The organism is Pseudomonas sp. 10B238 (assembly GCF_000970615.1).
In the GTDB taxonomy this organism is placed as follows: domain Bacteria; phylum Pseudomonadota; class Gammaproteobacteria; order Pseudomonadales; family Pseudomonadaceae; genus Stutzerimonas.
The window spans coordinates 99,346-119,123 of record NZ_KQ033940.1 but is presented as its reverse complement, the minus strand read 5'-3'; the positions used below and the strand labels follow the sequence as shown (position 1 = coordinate 119,123).

Sequence of the window (19,778 nt, the reverse complement as noted above, 5' to 3'; positions counted from 1 at the left end):
ATTCAATTGCTGGAAGCGCTCTGCGGACCGCCTTCGAGGAGGTACCGCTCCCGGGTGTAGGCCAGGTAGTACTTGTTCACGGCATTGACATAGCTGACCACACCCATACCCATGCTCGACATGGCAACGCGCTCAACCTGGAAAAACCACTGGTCCGGGTTAAGGCCTCGACGGCGGGCCTCGGCACGCAGGCTCTGGACCCGCTGCGGTCCGAGGTTGTAGGCCGCCAGCACAAACGCCATGCGCTCGCGCTCATTCAGCCTGGGACTGGAAAAGAAGGTTTGGCGGATATTTGCCAGATACTTCGCGCTGGCAAGCACGTTGTTATCCAGTTGACCGATATCCTTCACACCCATGCTACGAGCGGTCGCCGGCGTCACTTGCATCAGCCCGGTGGCTCCGCCCGCACCGCGCGCCGACGGATCGAGCGTCGACTCTTTGAAGGCTAGCGCAGCCAGGTTGAGCCAATCGATCTGTTGCTGCTGGGCATGCCGCTGCAAGGTCGGACGGACTTTTTCCAGGCGCTGTCTGCCGACACGATCCAGTGGATACTGCACCCGATAGAGTCTGCGATAGACGCGAACGAATGCTGCATCCTGGTTATCAGGCGCGCTGTAGGTTTGGAGGAAACGGTCGACGCTCGCACTTAGCATTCCCGCATCCTTTTGCACAAACCAATGCATATCGGCGGGGTCGCCCAGTGTCAGCTGCGATTCGATGCGCAGCTTAGGCAATACTTTTGCCCAGCGCTCTGCAATGGGCTGCTCCACCACGGTAGCCGGATAGACGCCAGCCTGTACCATCTCCAGTACGTCCTCCACCGCCAACGTGGGGTCAACCCACTCGACAGCGATCGGTGCCCGTCCGGCCTGCATCAGGCTCCGATTGAGCTTCTCCAGCGCAGGACCCGCGGCACTGCCGGCCGACAGCGCCAGGCTACGACCTGATAGTTGCTCGAAGCTCTTATAACGAGGGCCACCCTGTCGACTCACCAACACCATCGGCACCTGAGCGATCACAGCACGGCTACGGCTTATCCGGCGCGCCGCGCCTTGCGGCAAGATCTCTCCAGGGGCAACCAGATCACCCTCACCGCGTTGCAGCGCACCGAGCAGCTGGTCCTTAGCCTTGGGAATGATCTTCAAGCTGATCGGCGTGCCCTTCGAACCACGATTGAGATACTGCTCGAAGGCGCGCAGGCGCACGTATTCCACACCGATGGGCTCGCCTTTGACCTCGCCGGAACTGTTGCGGCTTTGATTGACCAGAACCCTAAGAACGCCACTGCGGCGAATATCAGCGAGATCGCGTACGGTATCCGCCGACTGCCAGGCTGGAGGCCCCATCACCCGTGCAACCGCCGGCCAGGGTGCAAGCACCAGCAGACACAGCAGCAGGGAAAATAATCGGGTCATTTCCGGGTATCGGCTCGAATGAGACAAAATGCACAGCGGCACCCTGCCGCAAGGTGGCGAAGACTCTCATAGCCTTCGCCCGGCCGCCAGCGACACCTTCTAATGGTCTTTAATTAACAGCTGCAACTACATGATTTTTATCTATATAATTTGATCTTATAAGCGAGACGCTTCATGCAACTTGTCGACATCGGCGTCAACCTCACCCACCCAACGTTTGCCCGTGATCCCCGTGCAGTTGTGCAGCGCGCCTACACGGCGGGCGTCACACAATTGGTTTTGACCGGCACTAGCCTTGCTGAAAGCGAAGCAGCACTGGCCCTCTGCCGGGAGCTGGATGAAGGCCGGCAACGGTTGTTCTGTACCGCGGGTATCCACCCTCATGACTCGAGCCAATGGGCATCCAGTACCAGTGCACAGCTCAAAGCCCTACTCGCCGAACCCGAGACGCGCGCGGTCGGCGAGTGCGGACTGGATTTCAACCGGGATCTGTCCCCTCGCGCACAGCAGGAACGGGTCCTGGAAGAACACCTGCAGCTGGCAGTAGAAACCGGCCTGCCGGTGTTTCTTCACGAGCGCGACGCCGACCAGCGTCTGGTACAAATACTTCGGCCGTTCCGTGACAAGCTCAGCGCTGCGGTCGTGCACTGCTTTACCGGCGAGAAACGCGCGCTCTATGCCTACCTCGATCTCGACCTCCACATCGGCATCACTGGCTGGATATGTGATGAGCGCCGCGGCACTCACCTGCATCCACTGGTGCGCGAAATCCCTGAAGCTCGCTTGATGCTCGAAAGCGATGCACCCTACCTGCTGCCACGCACGCTGCGGCCGAAACCTAAAGGTGGCCAGAACGAGCCGGCATTTCTTCCTGAAGTACTCCGTGAAGTGGCGCAGCATCGAGGTGTCAGCGAGGAACAGCTGGCGCAGAGCACGACCCGCTGTGCTCAGGAATTCTTCCGCATCGAGCCGCTGAATGAACACTGAACTGGCTCAAGCCCAACCACTTTCGGCCGTTAACAGAACGGGTTCGCAAAAAGGCGGCGATGCCACTGCGCGACGAACGTTCCGGTCATCGACATAAGAAGAGCATGCAATGGCTTTATGGATTCGCGATCTCTCACTGAAGTACAAGTTCTGGGCGCTGAACCTGGTGTCGTTCGCTACCACGCTGCTACTGGTGCTCTTTGCCCTGCAACTCGAACAGCAGTCGCGAAGCCACGACGCACAGAACAATGCGCAGCAATTGGGAGCTCTACTACAGGCCTGGCCAGAAGGCTCCGCAATACCTAGGGACGCCGACATTCAGGTATTTCCGGCTGGTCAGGCAGTTGCGATCGAGGGGCAACCTGTAACCGCCCGCCAAGGGTGGGTTGCGATCGAGCATGACCGGCTGTTCGGCAAGACACCGGTCGTGGGCACCCAACTGGTAGCCCGACCGGGCGGGGACACCCTGGCCGTGCTGGCTCGTGCGCCCAGCACCATGCAGCTGCTGGGTGAACATTTCTTCAGCTATGCCATTGCTGTTGCTGTCTTGATGTTGGTGCTGCTGGCCGCATCACAGTTGTTGATCCACTTCCTGCTAAGCCATCTCAACACGCTCAAGAACGTAATGGTGCACGTCGAGCGCAGCGGCGACCTGTCGATGCGAGTGCCTTTGGCCAGCGGTGATGAAGTCGGCGAGATGGCTGCGGCATTCAACGCAATGCAAGCCGGTTACCAACGCATTGTCAGCACCGTTGCCCAGGCGGCGACCCGGCTCGATGACGGAGCCGCTCGGCTGGCATCAAGCATGAGCGAGGTCCGCCAGGGCATGCTCGGCCAGCAGAGCGAAACCGACCAGGCAGCAACTGCAATCAACGAGATGACCGCCACTGTCCACCACATCGCCGAACACGCCAGGGAAACACGCGACCAGTCGCAGAGTGCCGACCGCCTCGCGGGCAACGGGCAAAATGTCGTGGGACGGGTCGAGCGCTCTATATCCAGCCTGTCGCAGGGAGTCCAGCAAACGGCCGAAACGATCGGCCAGCTGGCGGCCGACAGCCAGAAAATCAACGGCGTGGTCAGCGTTATCCACAGCATCGCCGAACAAACCAACTTGCTGGCCCTGAACGCTGCGATTGAAGCCGCACGTGCCGGTGAAATGGGCCGCGGCTTCGCTGTGGTTGCAGATGAAGTGCGCAGCCTGGCCAAACGCGTTCAGGTATCGACTGACGAAATCACCCAGATGATCACCGGCCTGCAAACCATGACCCGCGATGCCGTCGAATTCATGCAGGAAAGCTCACTCAAGGCAGACGACTGCGTGCGCGAAGCACGCGAGGCAGGACTCGCGCTCGAAGCCATTACTGCGGCAGTCGCACAGATGCGCGAAAGCAACACGCAAATTGCCGTGGCCGCTGAACAACAGAGCGAAGTTGCCGAGGAGCTGAACCGCTCAGTCACCGGCATTCGCGACGTCACCGAGCGAACTGTCCAGCAAACCGTCGAATCGGCAAACACCAGCGCAGAACTCGCGGCGCTCTCCGGCGAACTCAGCAAAGCGATTCACCAGCTCAAGCTTTGACCGCATCAGCATGTACGGATGACCTATTAGCCCGCTGGCGTAAGAGCCAGCGGGCAGCGCTCTGCTTATCCGAAGACGGTTACCGTCTGTCGACTCAGTGCAACCAGTTGACCGCTGCCGGTCCATAACGCGGCCGCGCAATGACCGTAGCCGTCCTGAGCGTGCTCGATCACCGCTCGGTACCGGCACCATTCGTGGGTATCGAGTATTGGCAGTGGCTGGACGAATTCGATGGTCCAGGTCAGCGAGCTGCCCGGCGCGAAACTGTTCAGGTGTGGCAGCACGGCCGGTGGCCATGCGTCGACGAGCGCAAGCAGATGCGAGACGGTTACTGGCTCCCGGTCGACCTCGCCACGCTGACGAACCCATCCGCCCATTTCTCGCGATGTATTACCTGAGAAAGGCAGACCGCCAATGCCCCAGCGCATGACCAGATGGCGGGTGAACTCAGGTGTAGCACCGCTGATGTAGGGCAGCTCCTGGCAGGCCTCCACCGGCGGCAGTTCTGGGGCCGGCTCAGCCTCCACCCTGACGGCGGAGACACGCGCTGCGCCGAAGCTGCCTTGTACCAGAGTCACCACCTGGCCGTTCTGGATGGCACGGCCAAGTACCTGACTGACCGCCTTGCCTTCACGCAGCACTTCAGCCTCGAAGCTGACGGGCACATCAACCGCAAGCGGCCCAACAAAGGTGATCGACAGCGACCGCACCGGACGATCACTCGGCACTTTCGCCTGCATGGCCTCAAATACCAGCGCCGCGGCCAACCCTCCAAAACCGGCCCGGCCTTGCCCCCAACTGGCAGGCACGACGACATCTTGAGGGGTTTCACGCACGGCTTGTAGCAGTTCGGACAGGGTCATTCCTACCTCGACTCGTTGTTATTGCGGTTCATCTTATCGCTGCGCGGACCAGCGGGGGCATCGCCGAACAGTTGGTGATGTCATGCCATCTCGAGCAGCTATAGGTTGTCGCCGTCGATACCACCCCGCGGCTTGCTCACTCTGGCACGCCAAGGCAGCTGGCGTCGCAAGCTTCGGAGTGCAGTCTTCATCTCGGCCAGGTCGGTCGGCTGACCCGCATAACGGGCCTGTTCGTACAGTCCAGCGAACGCTTGAATCTGGGGGGCAGCATCTGGCAGCCGCGCTGCTGCACGTTGAGCGAAGTCGCGCGCACCCTCGCCTGCCTGCCGCGCCACGCCATGCCGCGCCAGCAATTGTTCGAAGCGCTGGAACTGGCGCAGTTGCGCATCTTGTTCGCGGCGCCAAGGCTTCAGGAGCAGAAGCGCGAGCAGGACAACCAGCAACGCCCCCGTGGCGACCATCAGTAGACCGAGCTTGCGCGAGTCGACTTTGCCGAACAACCCTTGCAGTACTTCCAGCTGCCTTTCGCCCTGGTAATTAAGGACCCAGCGTTGCCAGCCGTAATTGAGGCTGTCCCAGCCGAAACGCAGGTCGTTCAGCCAACCAATGTCGCGGTAGCGCCGGAGATCCATCATGGCGCCTTCGATCAGATCCTGCTCAGCGTCAAGCGCCTCCTCCAGCCCGCGCTCGATCCGTTCCGGCGCGACCTGGAATGTCGGATCCACACTGACCCAACCGCTGCCCGCCTCCCAATATTCAACCCAGGCATGGGCATCAAGTTGACGCACCGATAGGTAGTTGCCCGAAGGGTTGACCTCCCCACCCTGATAGCCAGCGACCACCCGCGCGGGGATACCGGCCGCGCGCAGCACGAAGGTCATCGCGCCTGCGTAATGAATGCAAAATCCGTTCAGCGTATCAAAGAGAAAACCGTCGACGATGTCCTCGCCCACCGGCGACGGACGCAAGGTATAGCTGTACGGTTGCTGGTTGAAATGGCTGAGCAGCGCTTGCACCGTTGCCTTGGGCGTCTGATGCGCGCGTCGCAGCTCCGCCGCCCAGGCCCTACTGCGTAAGTTGCCTGTGGACGGCAGTTCCAAAGCCCTTCCCAGAACAGCAGGTCCAGCATTTGGCTCGCGCAGTGCCTCCGGCCAGGAAGTCGCCTGGTACAACAGCGGTTTGTCGACTGGCCGAGGGCGCGCCAGGTGGAAATCACTCATCAGTCGCACATCGCCCGCGTCGACCTGCGCTACGTCTAATCCATACAACCACGGCCGCCCACTGGGCTGCATGACGATGCTGTATGCAACCGGTGCGCCCCGCGGTGACCATTCTGGGGTCTGCGGGAGCTGCGATTTGAAAGACTGCGACCATCGCCGTCCATCGAAACGCTCAAAGGTTACTGCTCGCCAGTACAGCTGATCCCTATCAGGGATCGGGCCCTCGAAGCTGGCGCGAAATGCCAGGGCACTCGAGCGACTCAGCTCGGCCATATCACCTGGCGACATGCTGTCAGCCAGACCGGTGGCGCCGCGATCCTTCGGCTGAGGCAATGACCAAAGCGGCCCTAGGCGCGGAAACAGGACGAACAGCACCAGCATCAGTGGGATCGCCTGCAAGAGCAACGAGCCGGCCAGTCGCAGCGTCGGCCAGGGATGAGTGCCCGCAGGGCTCTGCTGTAAGCCGATCATCGCCGCCAGCAGCGCGGTGATTGGCGCCAGGCTGTAGATCCCGGCGAGCAGGCCGTCATTGAACAGATAGCTGGTGACCACGGCAAAGAAGCCAAGAAAGACCAGTACCAACGCATCGCGACGACTGCGCATTTCCACCAGTTTGAGAATAAACGCCGCGATCAGCAGCACCACGCCTGCATCGAGCCCGATCAGCCCGCCGCGTGAGAAATAAACGCCAAATGCAGCGCCCAGCATCATCAGTGCCTTTACCCAGCTCCGCGGGTATGGAGCGCGCATGCGGAAGATCTGCACCCGCCAGATCGCGCAACCCAGCCAGAGGCCGATGATCCACAGTGGCAGATGAGCCAGATGCGGCAGGATGACCAGCACCTGCGCGACCAACAGCCAGACCAGGCCGTTGCGTGGGATAGGCTGCAAGCTGCTCATTGCGGCGCCGCCGATTGCTGGCCGAACAGCGCCAGTGCTCGCAGACAACGGTTCCGGTGCTCAACACCCACAGCGGCCTCGATGGTGGTTTCAGCTATTCGGAGGGCGAAGGGTTGCTGGCGCGACGACAGTTCCACGACCCAGTGACAGAGCAACGACAACCGGGACTCGATATCACCGGCGAGTTCATCGAAATCCAGTAGCGGGTCCTCACCGGACAGCGCAGTGAAATCCTTCACCAGCAAGCCTTGACCGCGGGAATAGGCTTTCCAGTGCAATCGTCTTTTCGAGTCGCCTGGTTGCCAGGGACGCAAGCCCTGGTAATCGTCGATGCCGCTGCCCAGCGCCCGCGAACCTTCACCGCTCTCTTCGTCCAGCCCGACGGCCTGAGGCAGATCGCCCGCGAGTGGGCGTGGGTACACCAGCGCGGCGAGCTGCAAATCCACCCAGCTCCACGCCACGAGAATGCCCAAGGGAAATCTACTCTCAACGCGCAACCGTCCTGGTCGTAGCCAGCCACGGCGCTCGGTGGGCAGGCTAAGCTGCAGTTCGCAGGTGCCTGCGGCCGGCACGTCGACCAACTGCAGACCGCTTTTGGGCCATCCGACCGAGACGGCTTGGTAAAGGCGTCCGCGACTCTCCAAGCGCACCCGCAAACACGCCTGCTCGCCAAGAAAAACCGCCTCAGCCCCCCCTGCCTGCAATTCGAGACCCGCCAGGTTGCGCCAGGTATGCAGAATCGCCACGACAAATACCGAGCCCAGCAAAAACGTCAGGGCATAAGCCAGACTGTTCTCGTAGTTGATCGCGGCAAGCAGCATCAACAGCAGCGCGACCAGGAAGCTCATCCCGACCGCTGTGGGCATGATGAAGATACGCCGCTGGTTGAGGCGTACGCTAGGACCCGGAGGGATGCGTTTGAGCAGCCAGCGGTCTCGTATCCGTGGTAGCACTCGCATAGCCGCTCCCCGTCAGCCCAGCAGCGGCGGCATCACAGCGCCGGCACTTCGCGCAACAGCCATTGCACCAGCGCGCCGCCGCCATGCCCGGTGGCATCGGCGCGTTCGCGCAACCGATGGCCAACCACCGAGGGCAGCACCGCCTGGACGTCTTCCGGAATCACGTAATCTCGGCCGTCGAGAAAGGCCCAGGCACGGGCTGCCGCCAGCAGCGCCAGGCTGGCGCGAGGTGACAAGCCCCAGGCGAATTGCGGCTGGGTGCGCGTGGCCTCGACCAAGCGCAGGACGTAATCGACCAGAGCATCACTGACGCGAACGGCGCTCACCGTCTGCTGGATAGCAGCGAGCTCGGCGCGATCCAGCTGGGGTTGTAACCGAGTGAGCAAATCACGACGCGAATCGCCGAGCAGCAACGCTTTCTCCGCCGCTTTGGCGGGGTAGCCCAGCGATAGGCGCATGAGGAAGCGATCCAGCTGGGATTCGGGCAACGCGAAAGTGCCGCCAGAGCTGACTGGGTTCTGCGTGGCGACCACGAAGAAGGGCTCCGGCAAAGGTCGCGTCGCGCCCTCGATCGTTACCTGCCCTTCTTCCATGGCTTCAAGCAGCGCGCTCTGGCTTTTCGGTGTGGCCCGGTTGATTTCGTCAGCCAGCACCAACTCGGCGAAGATCGGTCCGGGGTGGAATACGAACTGACCGCTATCCTTGTCGAAAACAGAGGTACCGAGGATATCGCCGGGCAGCAGGTCGGAAGTGAACTGGATGCGCTGGAAGTCCAGCCCCATGACCTTTGCAAGCGCATGGCTCAACGTCGTCTTGCCCATGCCGGGCAAGTCTTCCACCAGCAGATGCCCCCTCGCCAGCAGGCAAGCCATGGCCAATCGCACCTGCGATTGCTTGCCGAGCAGCACTTCATTGACCGCCCTCAGACAGACATCCAATCGGGTGCGCATGCAACTCTCCTTTGTTTTATCCGTCGATCCTACTGACCCGGCCTAGCTCAAGCAAAGCGGTGAAATCCTGGTTTACGAACTTGTGATATGACGCTTGACCCTGCGTGCGCTGACGTTGTGCCTCATCAGAGCCCGAAACGCGCGCCATCACCCAAGCGGTCGGAAACGTACGCGCCCACTAGGGTCGCTGCATCTCGAAACGCTCGCGCGTATAGCTATATGCTGCACCGCCGAGCCTGCCGACTAGATCGAGCCGCGCGGAATCAATACGACCGCGCTCATCTAGCACGCGGTCATCGATATGCGCCAACAACACCTCAGCGAAGATGAGCTGACAATTGGGCGACTCGGAAGGATACGGCAGGATTTGCGCGACACGGCATTCGAAGGCAACGGGTGCACCAGCGACCCGCTGCACCTTCACAAGGCTCGCGGATTCGCTGGCAATCCCGCAGTGTTCAAATTCGCTGATGCCATGAGGCAATGCAGCCGCAGAGGCGTTCATCGCTTCGGCTTGCTCTGCACTGACGAGCTGCACAACGAGCTCCCCCGTTTCGTGCGCGTTGCGGGCGGTATCTTTCGGCAAGCCGTCCTTGAGTCCGACGTTGATCAGCAGCGTTGGCGGGTTGCTGCTGATCACCTGGAAAAAACTGAAAGGCGCAAGATTGCTGACGCCTGCGGTCGAACACGTCGAGACCCAGGCAATCGGTCGGGGCGTGATGGTGGACGACAGCCAGCGGTAGGCCTCGACCGGCGCCAGGTTGGAAAAATCGAGCAGCATGCGGATTCCTACTGAGTCGGTCTGGCACTCGGCCAGAACCGATGGATAAGAAGTGGCAGCCGGACGGCTGCCACAGAATCGCAGCGGTATTAGCGGCCTGCGCGGGATTCACGCAGATAGAAGCGCGCCTTCTTGGCCTTCTCGACGCAGCCCTGGTAAGCCTCGAATTGTTGCTGGGTCTTGGCGCCAGTCAGCAGTGCCATCGCCTTGGAATAGCTCACCGTGCCGGCGAACCCTTCCGCCTCGGCCAGGCTCTGCTCTTCCCAAGCGGCGTTCAGCTGAGATGCGCAGCTGTCTCGATAGGCCGTCTTGGCGGCGCAACCGGTAAGGGCAAGTGCCAACAGCGATAGACAGATAATGTTCTTCATCGATACATCCTCTTTTCCGAGACCTGCTCAGTTTTGTTGAACCGCGGCGCGCTCGCGCAGGAATTCCACGACCGCGTCCTGTTCACCTGCGAATTCGATCCGGGCGGCCTTGCTTTCACGCTGGTAGGCGTACATCGGATCGTAGTACTGCCTTAACAACGTCTCGATCCACTCGCGGTGGAGATCAACCGAGCCGGTACTCGCTTGCTCGGCAAGCGCCTGATCCATGATTGCCGCCAACCGTGTATAGCATTCGCCGCCAAGCCGCCTGCTGATATTGACCAGACTTTGCTGCAAACGCTCAGCAAATGCGGTGAATCCTTCCGCGCCGTGCTCAACGGTGAACTCTGCACAGAGGTCGATCACATAATCCTTGAGGATGCGGTCCACCCGTCCATCGAAACTGTCTTCGAGCCAGACCAGCGGATAGTGCTGCATCCCCTGAAATAAGGGCAGCGGAATCGAACAACGACCGACCAGCCGCGCTTCATCCTCCAAAACGAACTGCCTCGCACCCGCTTTTTGCATCTTCAACAAACGAATCGCCAGGGCGTTCTCGAAGTCGATCTGCACCGGCTGCGGAGTGGCGCGCTTGCCGAAGCTTGAACCGCGATGATTGGCAATGCCTTCCAGATCGACTCCGTCGTCCAGGCGTGCCAGCACCTCGGTTTTACCCGTCCCAGTCATACCGCCGACCAGCACGAAATTGTCATGCGCGGCGGCATGCTCAATGGTTTCAAGCAAAAAGTGCCGCATCGCCTTATAGCCACCGGTCACGCGCGGATAGTCGATCCCCGCCTCGGTTTTGAGCCACTGCTGCACCAGCTGTGAACGCAACCCGCCGCGGAAACAGTAGATGTAGCCCTGAGGGTTGTTGCGCGCGAAGTCGGCCCAACCTTGAATGCGGTCGGCCTTGACTTGACCACTCACCAACCGGTGGCCCAGTTCAATCGCCGCTTGTTGCCCATGCTGCTTATAACAGGTGCCAACCTTCTGCCGCTCGAGATCGTTCATCAGCGGCAGGTTGACCACGCCGGGGAATGCGCCTTTGGCAAATTCCACAGGCGCTCGCGCGTCCATCATCGGTACATCGTTAAGGAAAAGCTCAGCAAAGTTATCGGTATCACCACGCATCAACGTACCTCAACGGCATAGGCGCCGGCTTCGATCACTTCACCGATGGGCTTGAGCGTCAGGCCGAGCTCGGCGGCGACCGCGAGGAACTCCGCCTCGCCTTCCGGCGCGACCGCAACCAGCAATCCGCCACTGGTTTGCGGGTCGCAAAGCAGCTGTTTCTGCACCTCGTCAATGGCCGCGATGCGGTCGCCATAACTGTCGAAGTTACGGCCGGTGCCACCGGGCACACAGCCTTGCTCGAGGTAGTACTCGACGCCGTCCAGACGCGGCACACAGGCGTAGTCAATGCGCGCGGTCACAGCGCTGCCATCGGCCATCTCAACCAAATGACCAAGTAGCCCGAAGCCAGTCACGTCGGTCATGGCCCGCACGCCGTCGAGCTTGCCGAAGCGGCTGCCGGGCGTGTTGAGCGTGCACATCCAGTCACGCGCCCTGCCGACATCCTCGGGCCGCAACTTGGCCTTTTTCTCCGCAGTGGTGAGGATGCCGATTCCCAATGGCTTGGTCAGATAGAGTTTGCATCCAACCGTGGCCGTGTCGTTGCGCTTCATCTGGCTCTTGTTGACCAGGCCGGTGACCGCTAGACCAAAGATCGGCTCAGGCGCGTCGATTGAATGCCCGCCTGCCAGTGGAATGCCTGCGGCTTCACACACGGCGCGACCGCCTGCGATGACTTCGCGGGCTATTTCCGGCGGCAGCACATTGACCGGCCAGCCAAGGATGGCGATCGCCATCAGCGGGTCCCCGCCCATGGCGTATATATCACTGATGGCATTGGTCGCGGCGATGCGGCCGAAGTCGAAGGGATCATCGACGATCGGCATGAAGAAATCCGTAGTCGATACAACCCCGCGCTCTTCATCGATGCCATACACCGCAGCATCATCACGCGAGGCATTTCCGACCCACAAACGCGGATCGAGATTCTGTGCCCCGCTGCCGGCGAGGATCACGTCCAGCACCTTGGGTGAAATCTTGCAGCCGCAGCCGGCACCGTGGCTGTATTGGGTGAGGCGGATGGGTTCGCTCATCTGGGAAAGGTCTCGTGATGCTGGCAAAACGGGTGACGATTGTAGCAAGGCTGGTCACCGCATCGCTGCGCCATGGCCAATAGGGTTGCAATGAAGCGGCCGGCTCTGCGGCTTTAGCTTGAAGCTTGCAGCCCGAAGCTTGAAGCTACCGCCCCATGCCAAAGGGAGAATCACATGGGCAACAAGGTCGCACTGGTACTGGGTTCGGGAGGCGCACGCGGTTATGCGCATATCGGCGTGATCGAAGAGCTTGAAACACGGGGGTACGAGATCACCTGCGTCGCAGGTTGTTCGATGGGTGCAGTCGTAGGCGGTATTTACGCAGCAGGCAAGTTGGAAGAGTACCGCGAATGGATCGAAAGCCTGGATTACTTCGACATGCTGCGATTGGTTGATCCGAGTTTCAGCCTCGGTGCGATACGCGGCGAGAAAATCTTCGGACGGATCCGCGAGATGCTCGGATCGGTCAACATTGAGGATTTGCCGATTCCGTTCACGGCCGTTGCGACCGATCTGACGAACCAGCAGGAGATCTGGTTCCAAGAGGGCAACTTGGAACTGGCCATGCGTGCCTCAGCAGCCATCCCAAGCCTGTTCACGCCGGTCATGCAAGGCAACCGAATGCTGGTCGACGGCGGGATACTCAACCCATTACCAATCGTGCCGGTGGTCTCAAGCCACAGCGACATCATCATCGCCGTCAACCTCAACGCCAATAACCATCGACAATACCCCCTGCCGGAAGTGATCCGACCAGGACGCTTCGATGCCATGGTCAGCTCGATCAGCTCGCACCTTCCGTTCTGGCGCAGCAAGGGGCTTGAAGAGCATATAGCCGAACTCACTGCTGTCGATGGGCCTGGCGCGAGCCAGCCGCCGGGCGCCCCGTCTGGGCAAAGCGCGCCGAAGTCGGCGGAAGGTTCGATGGTGATTGATGTGGGTGGCCCGGCATCTTTGCTGGAGCTCATCAACCAGAGCTTCGAGGTGATGCAATCCTCACTGACGCAATACAAGATTGCCGGTTACCCACCCAACGTGCTGGTCAACATTCCCAAGCGCGCCTGCCGTTTCTACGAGTTTTACAAAGCACCGGAGCTGATCAAGCTGGGGCAGATAATTGCCAGCGACGCGCTTGATAAGTACGAGCGCGAACAGCTCTAAACAGGGAGCCTGCAATCAGCAACAACCGGCTAGTCGCGAACTGCTGCATCGTTGGATTGATTGCCCGGTAGTTTTGCTGGCGTGACGACCCCAGGCACTTCCTTGACCAGCCAGTCTTCCAGCAGGCTGTAGGCAACTGCCAGCAGCGTCGGGCCGAGGAACAGCCCCATGAAACCGAACGCCAGCACGCCACCAAACACGCCAAGCAGCACCACAACCAATGGCAGGTTGCCTCCGCGACTGATCAGGTAGGGTTTCAGCACGTTGTCCACCCCACTGATGATGAACATTCCCCAGATACCCAGGAAGATCGCCATGCCGTACTGCCCCTGCCAGGCGAGCCAGAGTGTGGCGGGACCCCAAACCAAAGGTGGGACCATCAGGAAACTGAAAGCGAACGTCAGCAGACCGAGGATCAGTGCACCGGGTACGCCTGCAATGCTGAAGCCGACGTACGCCAGAATCGCCTGGGCGGCAGCAGTGCCGATCACACCGTTGACGACACGCTGAACTGTCCCAGCCACCAGCTCCAGGTAATGATCAGCGCGATCGCCAATCAAACGGTGCAGCAGGCTATGGACGAATGCAGCCAGTTTTGGCCCGTCGCGATAGAAAAAGAACACGAGTACCAGGCTGAGCGCGAGTTCCAGCATCCCCCCGCCTACGCGTGCACTGCGCACCAGCAACCAGTTGCCGACCTGACCGACATAGGGCCGGATCGTCGCGAAGAAGGCCGTCCCTTGCTCGTCCAGCGTGTTCCAGATATTCAACAGGTTGTCGCCGATCAGTGGCAGCTCAGCGAGCCACGCCGGCGGTGCTGGCAGCCCCTGCACTTGCAGGTTGTGCACTAGCACGTTGAACTCGCGGATCTGATCGGCAATGTTGAATCCAAGCCAGACCAGCGGCACGGCTACCAGCACCATCCAACCGCCGGTCAACAGAGTCGCGGCAAGCGTGGAATTGCCCTTCATCCAACGGGTCAGCACGCGCATGATCGGCCAGCTGGCGAATGCCAGCACCGCTGCCCAGAATAGCGCCGAGGCAAACGGGGCCAGCACCCACACACAGGCACCGAGCAGCACCAGGAGCAGAATCTGCACCAGCAGACGATCGTTGTTAAGCATGGTGTTACCTATGGAAGAAGGCGGTGCACTTTGGAGCAAAGTGCACCAGAAGCAGTGGCTATTGCAGTCTGGAATATACCCTCAACGCAACAGCGTCATACGCAGCCCATCCTCGTCGGAGGTTTCCGCCTCCATGCGCCGCGCCTTGATTCGCTCCTGGGTAAGCGCTTCGTACCAAGCCGCAGCGCCTTTGCCTTTCAGCGAGACCCGTATCGTGCTGTCGAGCCGCAGGACATTGGCCAGCAGCGCGCCCCACTCCGCCGTCGGCTCTTGCGGCAATCGAGGCAGCCAGAGTTCGCCAGTGCTTTTCAACTGACGCAACAGGGTGCCAGGATTCGGCAGGATGATACCGAGCGGCTGATCAGGCACAAACTGCTCCACGTGCAGATAAGGACGACCGTTGCCACGGGTTACACCGTATAGCGCCATCAGCCGATCCGAATCGCCTGGCAGGCGCGCCAGCAAATAGGCTTGCCTCGCCTCTGGGCCGTACAGCGTCGAACGATGAAACACCTCGTTAGCCCATAGACTGCTCGATCCGCACTCACGCCCCTCACACCAGAAGAGCAGTTCAGCGCCCTCGTTCAACAGACGATTTCGTCCACGCTCGAACGCTTCGATGCCGGTATGGACATCGGGCAGAAGATAGGTAACGGCCGTCAGGTGGCCGCTGGCGGCGATCTGGTCGCTCATTCGTAGCCGCCCGCTGATACGCCGTATCGAATCCAGCGGATAGGTTCGGTCCAGCACGTCCCGCTCTTTGAAGCCCACGATTTCAGATTGCGGATATCGCGGAAGCAAGTCGAAGTCTCTGCTGCCCGGAAGATCCGCCGCATCAGCGATGCCGATAGTCAAGATCAGCGCTGTTACCCATCTAACTCGCATACGACACCTCAATGGGTCACCACCGACGGCAGGGTCCGACCCTTGGAGGTGGCAGTGGTATGGAGGTTGATCATTGCGGTGTTCCCTGCTGAGGCGATAGCCCAGCGTCACCAGTTGGCAAATGCAAGTCAAGCGGGGCTTTGCGACAGATTCTTGCGTAATCCCGTGCTAGCTCGATTCACCCTGCGAAGAACGGGTTGAAAACTGCCGCCACCGCTTCGGCACCGACTTGATCATCCAAGTGCAGGTGATGGCCGCCGGGCAACCGATGCAGCACGAATGGCAAGGCCTGCGTCAGTTCGAGCATGGCCGGCTGGGTCAGCAAACCTTGTTCTGCCAGCACCAGGCTCGCCGGACAGGCCACGCCATGCACGAATGCCAACGCGTGGGCACGAGTCAGGCGCATCGACGACGGCAGCATTAAACGCGCATCAGTGCGCCAGGTATAACCGCCAGGAACCGGCATCAACCCTCGCTGCGCGAGCCGCTCGGCCGCCTCGTGGCTGACCGCCCCCACGCCTTTCATGCGCGCCGCGACAGCCTGCTCGAAGCTGGCGTAGACCGGCTTTCGCTTGTCGTCGACGACAAGCAACTTTTGCAGCGATTCCCCAAGCTTTTGCGGGGCCGTTTCGGCTTCGCCGGTATAGGGGATCACCCCGTCGATCAGGGCCAGTCGCTCGACCCGATCAGGCATGGCACCGGCCAGCAACACCGACACGATGGCGCCCATCGAGTGCCCCAATAAAGAAAACCGCTTCCAGCCAAACTGTTCGGCCGTCTGCAAGACGTCGTGCGCGTAGTCCCAGATGTTGTAAGCCGCCCCGAGCGGTCGATGATCGGAATGCCCGTGCCCTGGCAGGTCTAGCGCAACGATCCGGACGCCCTCAAGCAACGGCGCCAAACGCGAAAAGGTGGCCGCATTGTCTAGCCAGCCGTGCAAAGCAATGACCGGCTGACCGTCCTCCGGACCGTACAGGTGAGCCGCTACCTCGATATGTGGCAGGCTCAGGCGGATCTCTTCGAACGTGACACTCATGCGGCACCCCGCCTGTCCAGTTCGGTCCAGCGACCGAACAACTGCCTGAGCAGGGCCGCGGTTTCACGCGGTCGCTCGAGCGGAAACATATGCCCGCCGGGCAAGGTATGCGCCTCGCCGTGGGCAACCAGCCGTAGCAGATAAAGATGATGGGGCAGCACAACTCGGCTTTCACGTCCCCGCACGACAGCCAGTGGCATCTTCAGCGCATGGGGCCAGCCGGGCGTCACATGCGGCACGCTGCGATAGATACGAATTTCCGTCTCCGGATCGAAGCGCAAACGCACCCCTTGAGCAGTCGGCTCGAGCCCATGCTCGACATACGCATCCAGGCAGGCAGGATCGAAAGCGCGAAACAGTGCTTTGCTGGCGAAGTAACGCCGCGCTTCGTCGACGCAACTGAACTGTTCGCGACGACCAAGGGTACGCCCCGCGGGCGTCAGACGATCAATGAAACCAAAGCGTTTACCCGCCCAGATCAAGGTTTGATCCAGCCAGGTCGGCATAGGCGAATCGAGCATGACCACCCCGCGATAAAGCTCCGGGCGTTGCAAGGCGGCGTGATAGTGCAGCATTCCACCAAGCGAATGCCCGACTCCCCAGACTGGCTCCTGCAACGCCGCTAGCTGTTCAACCAGCTCCTGCACCAGATTCTGCCAGTTGTCATCGACCGGGAAGCGCGGGTCATGACCGTGCTGATCGAGATGGGTGACTGCGTACTCGGGCGTCAGGTCTTCAAACAGCTTGCGATAGGTGGCAGATGGAAAACCGTTGGCGTGAGCGAAAAAAATGCGTTGCGTCATGAGTTATAGGCGCTGGATGGAGACGACGGCCATTGTCTGGCGCCCCTTCCCTTAACGGCAATCGGCCGAAGCGGCAGAAGCAAAGGCAGTCCTGCCAAATAGAGCGCCTACGACGCCTCCATAGGCTGCGGACTGTTTTCGCCAATCGGCACGACCGCAACAGTCAAACGCGAGATACAGCTCAGCTTGCCGTCATCCCCGTGCAGCCGTATGTCCCAGACGTGGCTGGACCGTCCCAGATGAACCGGACGACAGACCGCGGTGACACGACCGCTGCGTACCGCGCGGATATGGTTGGCGTTCACTTCGAGGCCGACACAATAAAATCGGCTCGGGTCGATGCATTGGTAGCTGGCCATGGACCCAACGGTCTCAGCGAGCACTACCGAAGCACCGCCGTGCAGCAACCCATAGGGCTGGTGAGTACGGGAGTCCACGACCATGCTGGCCGTTAGGCAATCCTCTTCGACTGCTTCGAAACGAATATCGAGCAGCTCGACAATGGTGTTCTGACGGTTGGCGTTGAGTTGTTCGAGGCTCGGTGGTCGTTGCCAAATGCTCACGTATCGCTCCTGTTTTTTGTTTTGTCTGCAGCAAGTCACTTGCAGTTGCAAGCGCAGCATCGATAGTAGCTAGTGCAATTAGACTGGATGCCGCAGCGCAACCAGGCGCATCAACCCCGCCGCAACGTGCTCCCCTTCCAACTCAGCCAGGCTAGCGGTTGCCATCGGAATGGGCGCGTCGCGGTGACCACTGACCAGCCACCCGCCGAACACACCGACAAAGGGCTGATGGGTGACCAGCAACACGTGCTGTTCGCTACGACGATCGAGATAAAGCAGCGCATCGGCCGGATCAGATTCCGGCGTCAACCAGGGTACGGTTTCCACCGATCCGCTAAAACCGAGCGCCTGCCGGACGATCTCAGCGGTCTGTTGGGCTCGCTGATAGGGACTTGCCAGAATGGCCTGCAGCGGTTGCCCTTGTAGATGCGCGGCGGCGCGCTCCACTTCGACTCGGCCCGCAGCGGTGAGGTTACGCTCGGCATCGGTCCGGTTGCGGGGCTCGGCTTCGCCGTGGCGCAACAGCCACAACATCATGGCTGCGGCTCCTGTTTTGGCGGGGCCGGCTGCACAGGAGGCACCGCATCCCTATCGGCCGGACGCGGTTTAGGCCAATCGGACATCGGCCAAGGCTTGCGATCGGTATTGAACGTGCCGAAACGGCCTATCTGCGCCACGTACTGACTGAGGCTGTCACCGAGCTCCAGCAAGCTGTCATTGGCTTTGCCATTCACCGCCTGCAGCACCAACTGCGCCACGACTACAACCAGCAGGGCCAGTTCGGCCAGCTGCCAGACAAAAAAGAAAATCAGCATCCAGAGTGCGCGCAGAATCAGCGACTCGCGCTCTGCGCTGCGTTGTGATGTGTTCATTGATAGCTCCGTTGTCGTATCAGAAACCGTCGGTGGAAATAAAATCCACGTCGGTCTTCGGTTCACCGCGCATCAACAGCGCAATCACCTGATCCAGCGTACGCCCCTCAAACAGAATGGCATGCAGACCCGCGACCAGTGGCATGTAGACCTGTAGCTCCTCGGCCTTGGTCTTCAATACCTTGATAGTGTTGACGCCTTCGGCCACTTCACCCAGCCGCGACACCGCCTCATCGAGACTCAACCCCTCACCAAGAGCATGGCCCACCTGAAAGTTGCGACTCTTCGTCGAGGTGCAAGTGACGATCAGGTCTCCCACCCCTGCCAGCCCGAGAAACGTCATCGGATTTGCGCCGAGCCTAACAGCAAAGCGAGTCATTTCAGCCAGGGCGCGCGTGATCAGCATGCTGCGGGTGTTTTCGCCCATGCCGAGGGCTGCAGCCATACCAGCCATGATCGCGTAAACGTTTTTCAATGCTCCGCCAAGCTCGACGCCAAACCGGTCAGAACTGGCATAGACACGAAACGTGCGCCCATGCAGCGCCTGCTGCACGCAACGGCAAAGCGCCTCATCGTCGCTGGCGACAACCGTCGCGGTCAGTGCATGCTCGGCTACTTCTCGCGCCAGGTTAGGTCCTGAAATCACCCCGATTCGGGCCTGCGGCGCGATTTCTTCCAGGATCTGGCTCATCAGCATGAAGCCCTGGGCCTCGATGCCTTTCGTAGTGCTAACCAACATCTTCCCCGATAGATGATCAGCGAAAGGGGACAAGGCCTGCCGCAAGGCGCTGGAAGGCAATGCTACGAAGATCAGCTGACAGTCAGCCAGCGTCTGCCCAAGGTCGGTAACAGGGCAGACGCCTGGCAGCAGCGTCACACCTTTCAGATAGCGCGGATTCTGGCGGTGCGTGCGAATGCTCTCGGCCTGCTCGGCATCGCGCATCCACAATCGGACGCTGTGGCCGTTCTCGGCAAGCAGGTTTGCTATCGCGGTTCCGAAGCTGCCGCCGCCAAGCACCGCTATGGGTTGCTGTTCAGTCATGGGGGATCCGTTTAGGCACAGGGTGCAATGGTCAGCATTATACGTAGCGCTCCGCACGCAACCAGTGCAAACCCTGATGCCAGCAGAATCATCCGATTA

20 protein-coding genes are annotated in these 19,778 nt (G+C 60.6%); 3 read left to right on the top strand and 17 right to left on the bottom strand.

The window, feature by feature from the left end; genetic code table 11:
- Positions 1 to 2 precede the first annotated feature (2 nt).
- Positions 3 to 1,415, bottom strand: coding sequence for an MltF family protein (locus RT21_RS19500; RefSeq protein ID WP_045426403.1), 1,413 nt, complete (start codon positions 1,413 to 1,415; stop codon positions 3 to 5).
- A 174-nt stretch (positions 1,416 to 1,589) separates the two neighbouring features.
- Here RT21_RS19500 and RT21_RS19495 point away from each other — a divergent pair, with 174 nt between their 5' ends.
- Together RT21_RS19495 and RT21_RS19490 are read left to right on the top strand one after the other, a co-directional pair.
- Positions 1,590 to 2,402: a TatD family hydrolase gene (locus RT21_RS19495; RefSeq protein ID WP_046164030.1), complete on the top strand. Its 813-nt coding sequence runs from the start codon at positions 1,590 to 1,592 to the stop codon at positions 2,400 to 2,402.
- A 109-nt stretch (positions 2,403 to 2,511) separates the two neighbouring features.
- Positions 2,512 to 3,984 (top strand): methyl-accepting chemotaxis protein, encoded by a 1,473-nt coding sequence (locus tag RT21_RS19490; protein WP_046164029.1) that lies wholly within the window; start codon positions 2,512 to 2,514, stop codon positions 3,982 to 3,984.
- Between the two features lie 65 nt (positions 3,985 to 4,049).
- Here the strand turns inward: RT21_RS19490 and RT21_RS19485 are convergent, their stop codons facing one another.
- From RT21_RS19485 to selD, 8 genes are all read right to left on the bottom strand, one after another.
- On the bottom strand, positions 4,050 to 4,847 hold the full coding sequence (locus RT21_RS19485) for an acyl-CoA thioesterase (protein WP_046164028.1): 798 nt from the start codon (positions 4,845 to 4,847) through the stop codon (positions 4,050 to 4,052).
- A 98-nt stretch (positions 4,848 to 4,945) separates the two neighbouring features.
- Positions 4,946 to 6,967, bottom strand: coding sequence for a transglutaminase TgpA family protein (locus RT21_RS19480; RefSeq protein ID WP_046164027.1), 2,022 nt, complete (start codon positions 6,965 to 6,967; stop codon positions 4,946 to 4,948).
- Complete coding sequence (locus RT21_RS19475; RefSeq protein ID WP_046164026.1) at positions 6,964 to 7,926, bottom strand: DUF58 domain-containing protein; 963 nt, start codon at positions 7,924 to 7,926, stop codon at positions 6,964 to 6,966. The genes RT21_RS19480 and RT21_RS19475 overlap by 4 nt, the downstream gene beginning before the upstream one ends.
- 32 nt (positions 7,927 to 7,958) lie before the next feature.
- Entirely contained in the window at positions 7,959 to 8,876 is a 918-nt protein-coding gene (locus RT21_RS19470; protein ID WP_045426386.1) for an AAA family ATPase, read from the bottom strand.
- A 178-nt stretch (positions 8,877 to 9,054) separates the two neighbouring features.
- Positions 9,055 to 9,657, bottom strand: coding sequence for a flavin reductase family protein (locus RT21_RS19465; protein WP_046164025.1), 603 nt, complete (start codon positions 9,655 to 9,657; stop codon positions 9,055 to 9,057).
- An 89-nt stretch (positions 9,658 to 9,746) separates the two neighbouring features.
- Positions 9,747 to 10,025 (bottom strand): hypothetical protein, encoded by a 279-nt coding sequence (locus tag RT21_RS19460; protein WP_045426380.1) that lies wholly within the window; start codon positions 10,023 to 10,025, stop codon positions 9,747 to 9,749.
- A gap of 27 nt (positions 10,026 to 10,052) precedes the next feature.
- Positions 10,053 to 11,159, bottom strand: coding sequence for a tRNA 2-selenouridine(34) synthase MnmH (mnmH, locus tag RT21_RS19455; protein WP_046164024.1), 1,107 nt, complete (start codon positions 11,157 to 11,159; stop codon positions 10,053 to 10,055).
- Positions 11,159 to 12,193 (bottom strand): selenide, water dikinase SelD, encoded by a 1,035-nt coding sequence (gene selD / locus RT21_RS19450; protein WP_046164023.1) that lies wholly within the window; start codon positions 12,191 to 12,193, stop codon positions 11,159 to 11,161. Before selD ends, mnmH begins: the two co-directional genes overlap by 1 nt.
- 174 nt (positions 12,194 to 12,367) lie before the next feature.
- Between selD and RT21_RS19445 the strand changes: the two genes are divergently transcribed.
- Entirely contained in the window at positions 12,368 to 13,354 is a 987-nt protein-coding gene (locus RT21_RS19445; protein WP_045426371.1) for a patatin-like phospholipase family protein, read from the top strand.
- Between the two features lie 29 nt (positions 13,355 to 13,383).
- Here the strand turns inward: RT21_RS19445 and RT21_RS19440 are convergent, their stop codons facing one another.
- The 8 genes from RT21_RS19440 to RT21_RS19405 form a co-directional block, all read right to left on the bottom strand.
- Positions 13,384 to 14,478: an AI-2E family transporter gene (locus tag RT21_RS19440; RefSeq protein ID WP_045426368.1), complete on the bottom strand. Its 1,095-nt coding sequence runs from the start codon at positions 14,476 to 14,478 to the stop codon at positions 13,384 to 13,386.
- Between the two features lie 81 nt (positions 14,479 to 14,559).
- A complete protein-coding gene (locus RT21_RS19435) occupies positions 14,560 to 15,363 on the bottom strand; it encodes a DUF4892 domain-containing protein (RefSeq protein WP_046164022.1) in 804 nt (267 codons plus the stop codon).
- A gap of 178 nt (positions 15,364 to 15,541) precedes the next feature.
- Complete coding sequence (locus tag RT21_RS19430) at positions 15,542 to 16,399, bottom strand: alpha/beta hydrolase (RefSeq protein WP_045426362.1); 858 nt, start codon at positions 16,397 to 16,399, stop codon at positions 15,542 to 15,544.
- Entirely contained in the window at positions 16,396 to 17,202 is an 807-nt protein-coding gene (locus RT21_RS19425; RefSeq protein WP_046164021.1) for an alpha/beta fold hydrolase, read from the bottom strand. The genes RT21_RS19430 and RT21_RS19425 overlap by 4 nt, the downstream gene beginning before the upstream one ends.
- Before the next feature lie 107 nt (positions 17,203 to 17,309).
- Positions 17,310 to 17,765 (bottom strand): hotdog fold thioesterase, encoded by a 456-nt coding sequence (locus RT21_RS19420; protein WP_045426356.1) that lies wholly within the window; start codon positions 17,763 to 17,765, stop codon positions 17,310 to 17,312.
- Between the two features lie 78 nt (positions 17,766 to 17,843).
- Positions 17,844 to 18,302 (bottom strand): phosphohistidine phosphatase SixA, encoded by a 459-nt coding sequence (sixA, locus tag RT21_RS19415; RefSeq protein WP_045426354.1) that lies wholly within the window; start codon positions 18,300 to 18,302, stop codon positions 17,844 to 17,846.
- Complete coding sequence (locus tag RT21_RS19410) at positions 18,299 to 18,637, bottom strand: DUF4389 domain-containing protein (protein WP_046164020.1); 339 nt, start codon at positions 18,635 to 18,637, stop codon at positions 18,299 to 18,301. The genes sixA and RT21_RS19410 overlap by 4 nt, the downstream gene beginning before the upstream one ends.
- Before the next feature lie 19 nt (positions 18,638 to 18,656).
- Positions 18,657 to 19,679: an NAD(P)H-dependent glycerol-3-phosphate dehydrogenase gene (locus RT21_RS19405; RefSeq protein ID WP_046164019.1), complete on the bottom strand. Its 1,023-nt coding sequence runs from the start codon at positions 19,677 to 19,679 to the stop codon at positions 18,657 to 18,659.
- Between the last annotated feature and the right edge of the window lie 99 nt (positions 19,680 to 19,778).

Excerpts from the sequence above, each read along its gene's own strand:
- RT21_RS19500 (WP_045426403.1), bottom strand. The coding sequence starts at position 1,415 with ATGACCCGATTATTTTCCCTGCTGCTGTGTCTGCTGGTGCTTGCACCC.
- RT21_RS19495 (WP_046164030.1), top strand. The coding sequence starts at position 1,590 with ATGCAACTTGTCGACATCGGCGTCAACCTCACCCACCCAACGTTTGCC.
- RT21_RS19490 (WP_046164029.1), top strand. The coding sequence starts at position 2,512 with ATGGCTTTATGGATTCGCGATCTCTCACTGAAGTACAAGTTCTGGGCG.
- RT21_RS19485 (WP_046164028.1), bottom strand. The coding sequence starts at position 4,847 with ATGACCCTGTCCGAACTGCTACAAGCCGTGCGTGAAACCCCTCAAGAT.
- RT21_RS19480 (WP_046164027.1), bottom strand. The coding sequence starts at position 6,967 with ATGAGCAGCTTGCAGCCTATCCCACGCAACGGCCTGGTCTGGCTGTTG.
- RT21_RS19475 (WP_046164026.1), bottom strand. The coding sequence starts at position 7,926 with ATGCGAGTGCTACCACGGATACGAGACCGCTGGCTGCTCAAACGCATC.
- RT21_RS19470 (WP_045426386.1), bottom strand. The coding sequence starts at position 8,876 with ATGCGCACCCGATTGGATGTCTGTCTGAGGGCGGTCAATGAAGTGCTG.
- RT21_RS19465 (WP_046164025.1), bottom strand. The coding sequence starts at position 9,657 with ATGCTGCTCGATTTTTCCAACCTGGCGCCGGTCGAGGCCTACCGCTGG.
- RT21_RS19460 (WP_045426380.1), bottom strand. The coding sequence starts at position 10,025 with ATGAAGAACATTATCTGTCTATCGCTGTTGGCACTTGCCCTTACCGGT.
- mnmH (WP_046164024.1), bottom strand. The coding sequence starts at position 11,159 with ATGCGTGGTGATACCGATAACTTTGCTGAGCTTTTCCTTAACGATGTA.
- selD (WP_046164023.1), bottom strand. The coding sequence starts at position 12,193 with ATGAGCGAACCCATCCGCCTCACCCAATACAGCCACGGTGCCGGCTGC.
- RT21_RS19445 (WP_045426371.1), top strand. The coding sequence starts at position 12,368 with ATGGGCAACAAGGTCGCACTGGTACTGGGTTCGGGAGGCGCACGCGGT.
- RT21_RS19440 (WP_045426368.1), bottom strand. The coding sequence starts at position 14,478 with ATGCTTAACAACGATCGTCTGCTGGTGCAGATTCTGCTCCTGGTGCTG.
- RT21_RS19435 (WP_046164022.1), bottom strand. The coding sequence starts at position 15,363 with ATGCGAGTTAGATGGGTAACAGCGCTGATCTTGACTATCGGCATCGCT.
- RT21_RS19430 (WP_045426362.1), bottom strand. The coding sequence starts at position 16,399 with ATGAGTGTCACGTTCGAAGAGATCCGCCTGAGCCTGCCACATATCGAG.
- RT21_RS19425 (WP_046164021.1), bottom strand. The coding sequence starts at position 17,202 with ATGACGCAACGCATTTTTTTCGCTCACGCCAACGGTTTTCCATCTGCC.
- sixA (WP_045426354.1), bottom strand. The coding sequence starts at position 18,302 with ATGATGTTGTGGCTGTTGCGCCACGGCGAAGCCGAGCCCCGCAACCGG.
- RT21_RS19410 (WP_046164020.1), bottom strand. The coding sequence starts at position 18,637 with ATGAACACATCACAACGCAGCGCAGAGCGCGAGTCGCTGATTCTGCGC.
- RT21_RS19405 (WP_046164019.1), bottom strand. The coding sequence starts at position 19,679 with ATGACTGAACAGCAACCCATAGCGGTGCTTGGCGGCGGCAGCTTCGGA.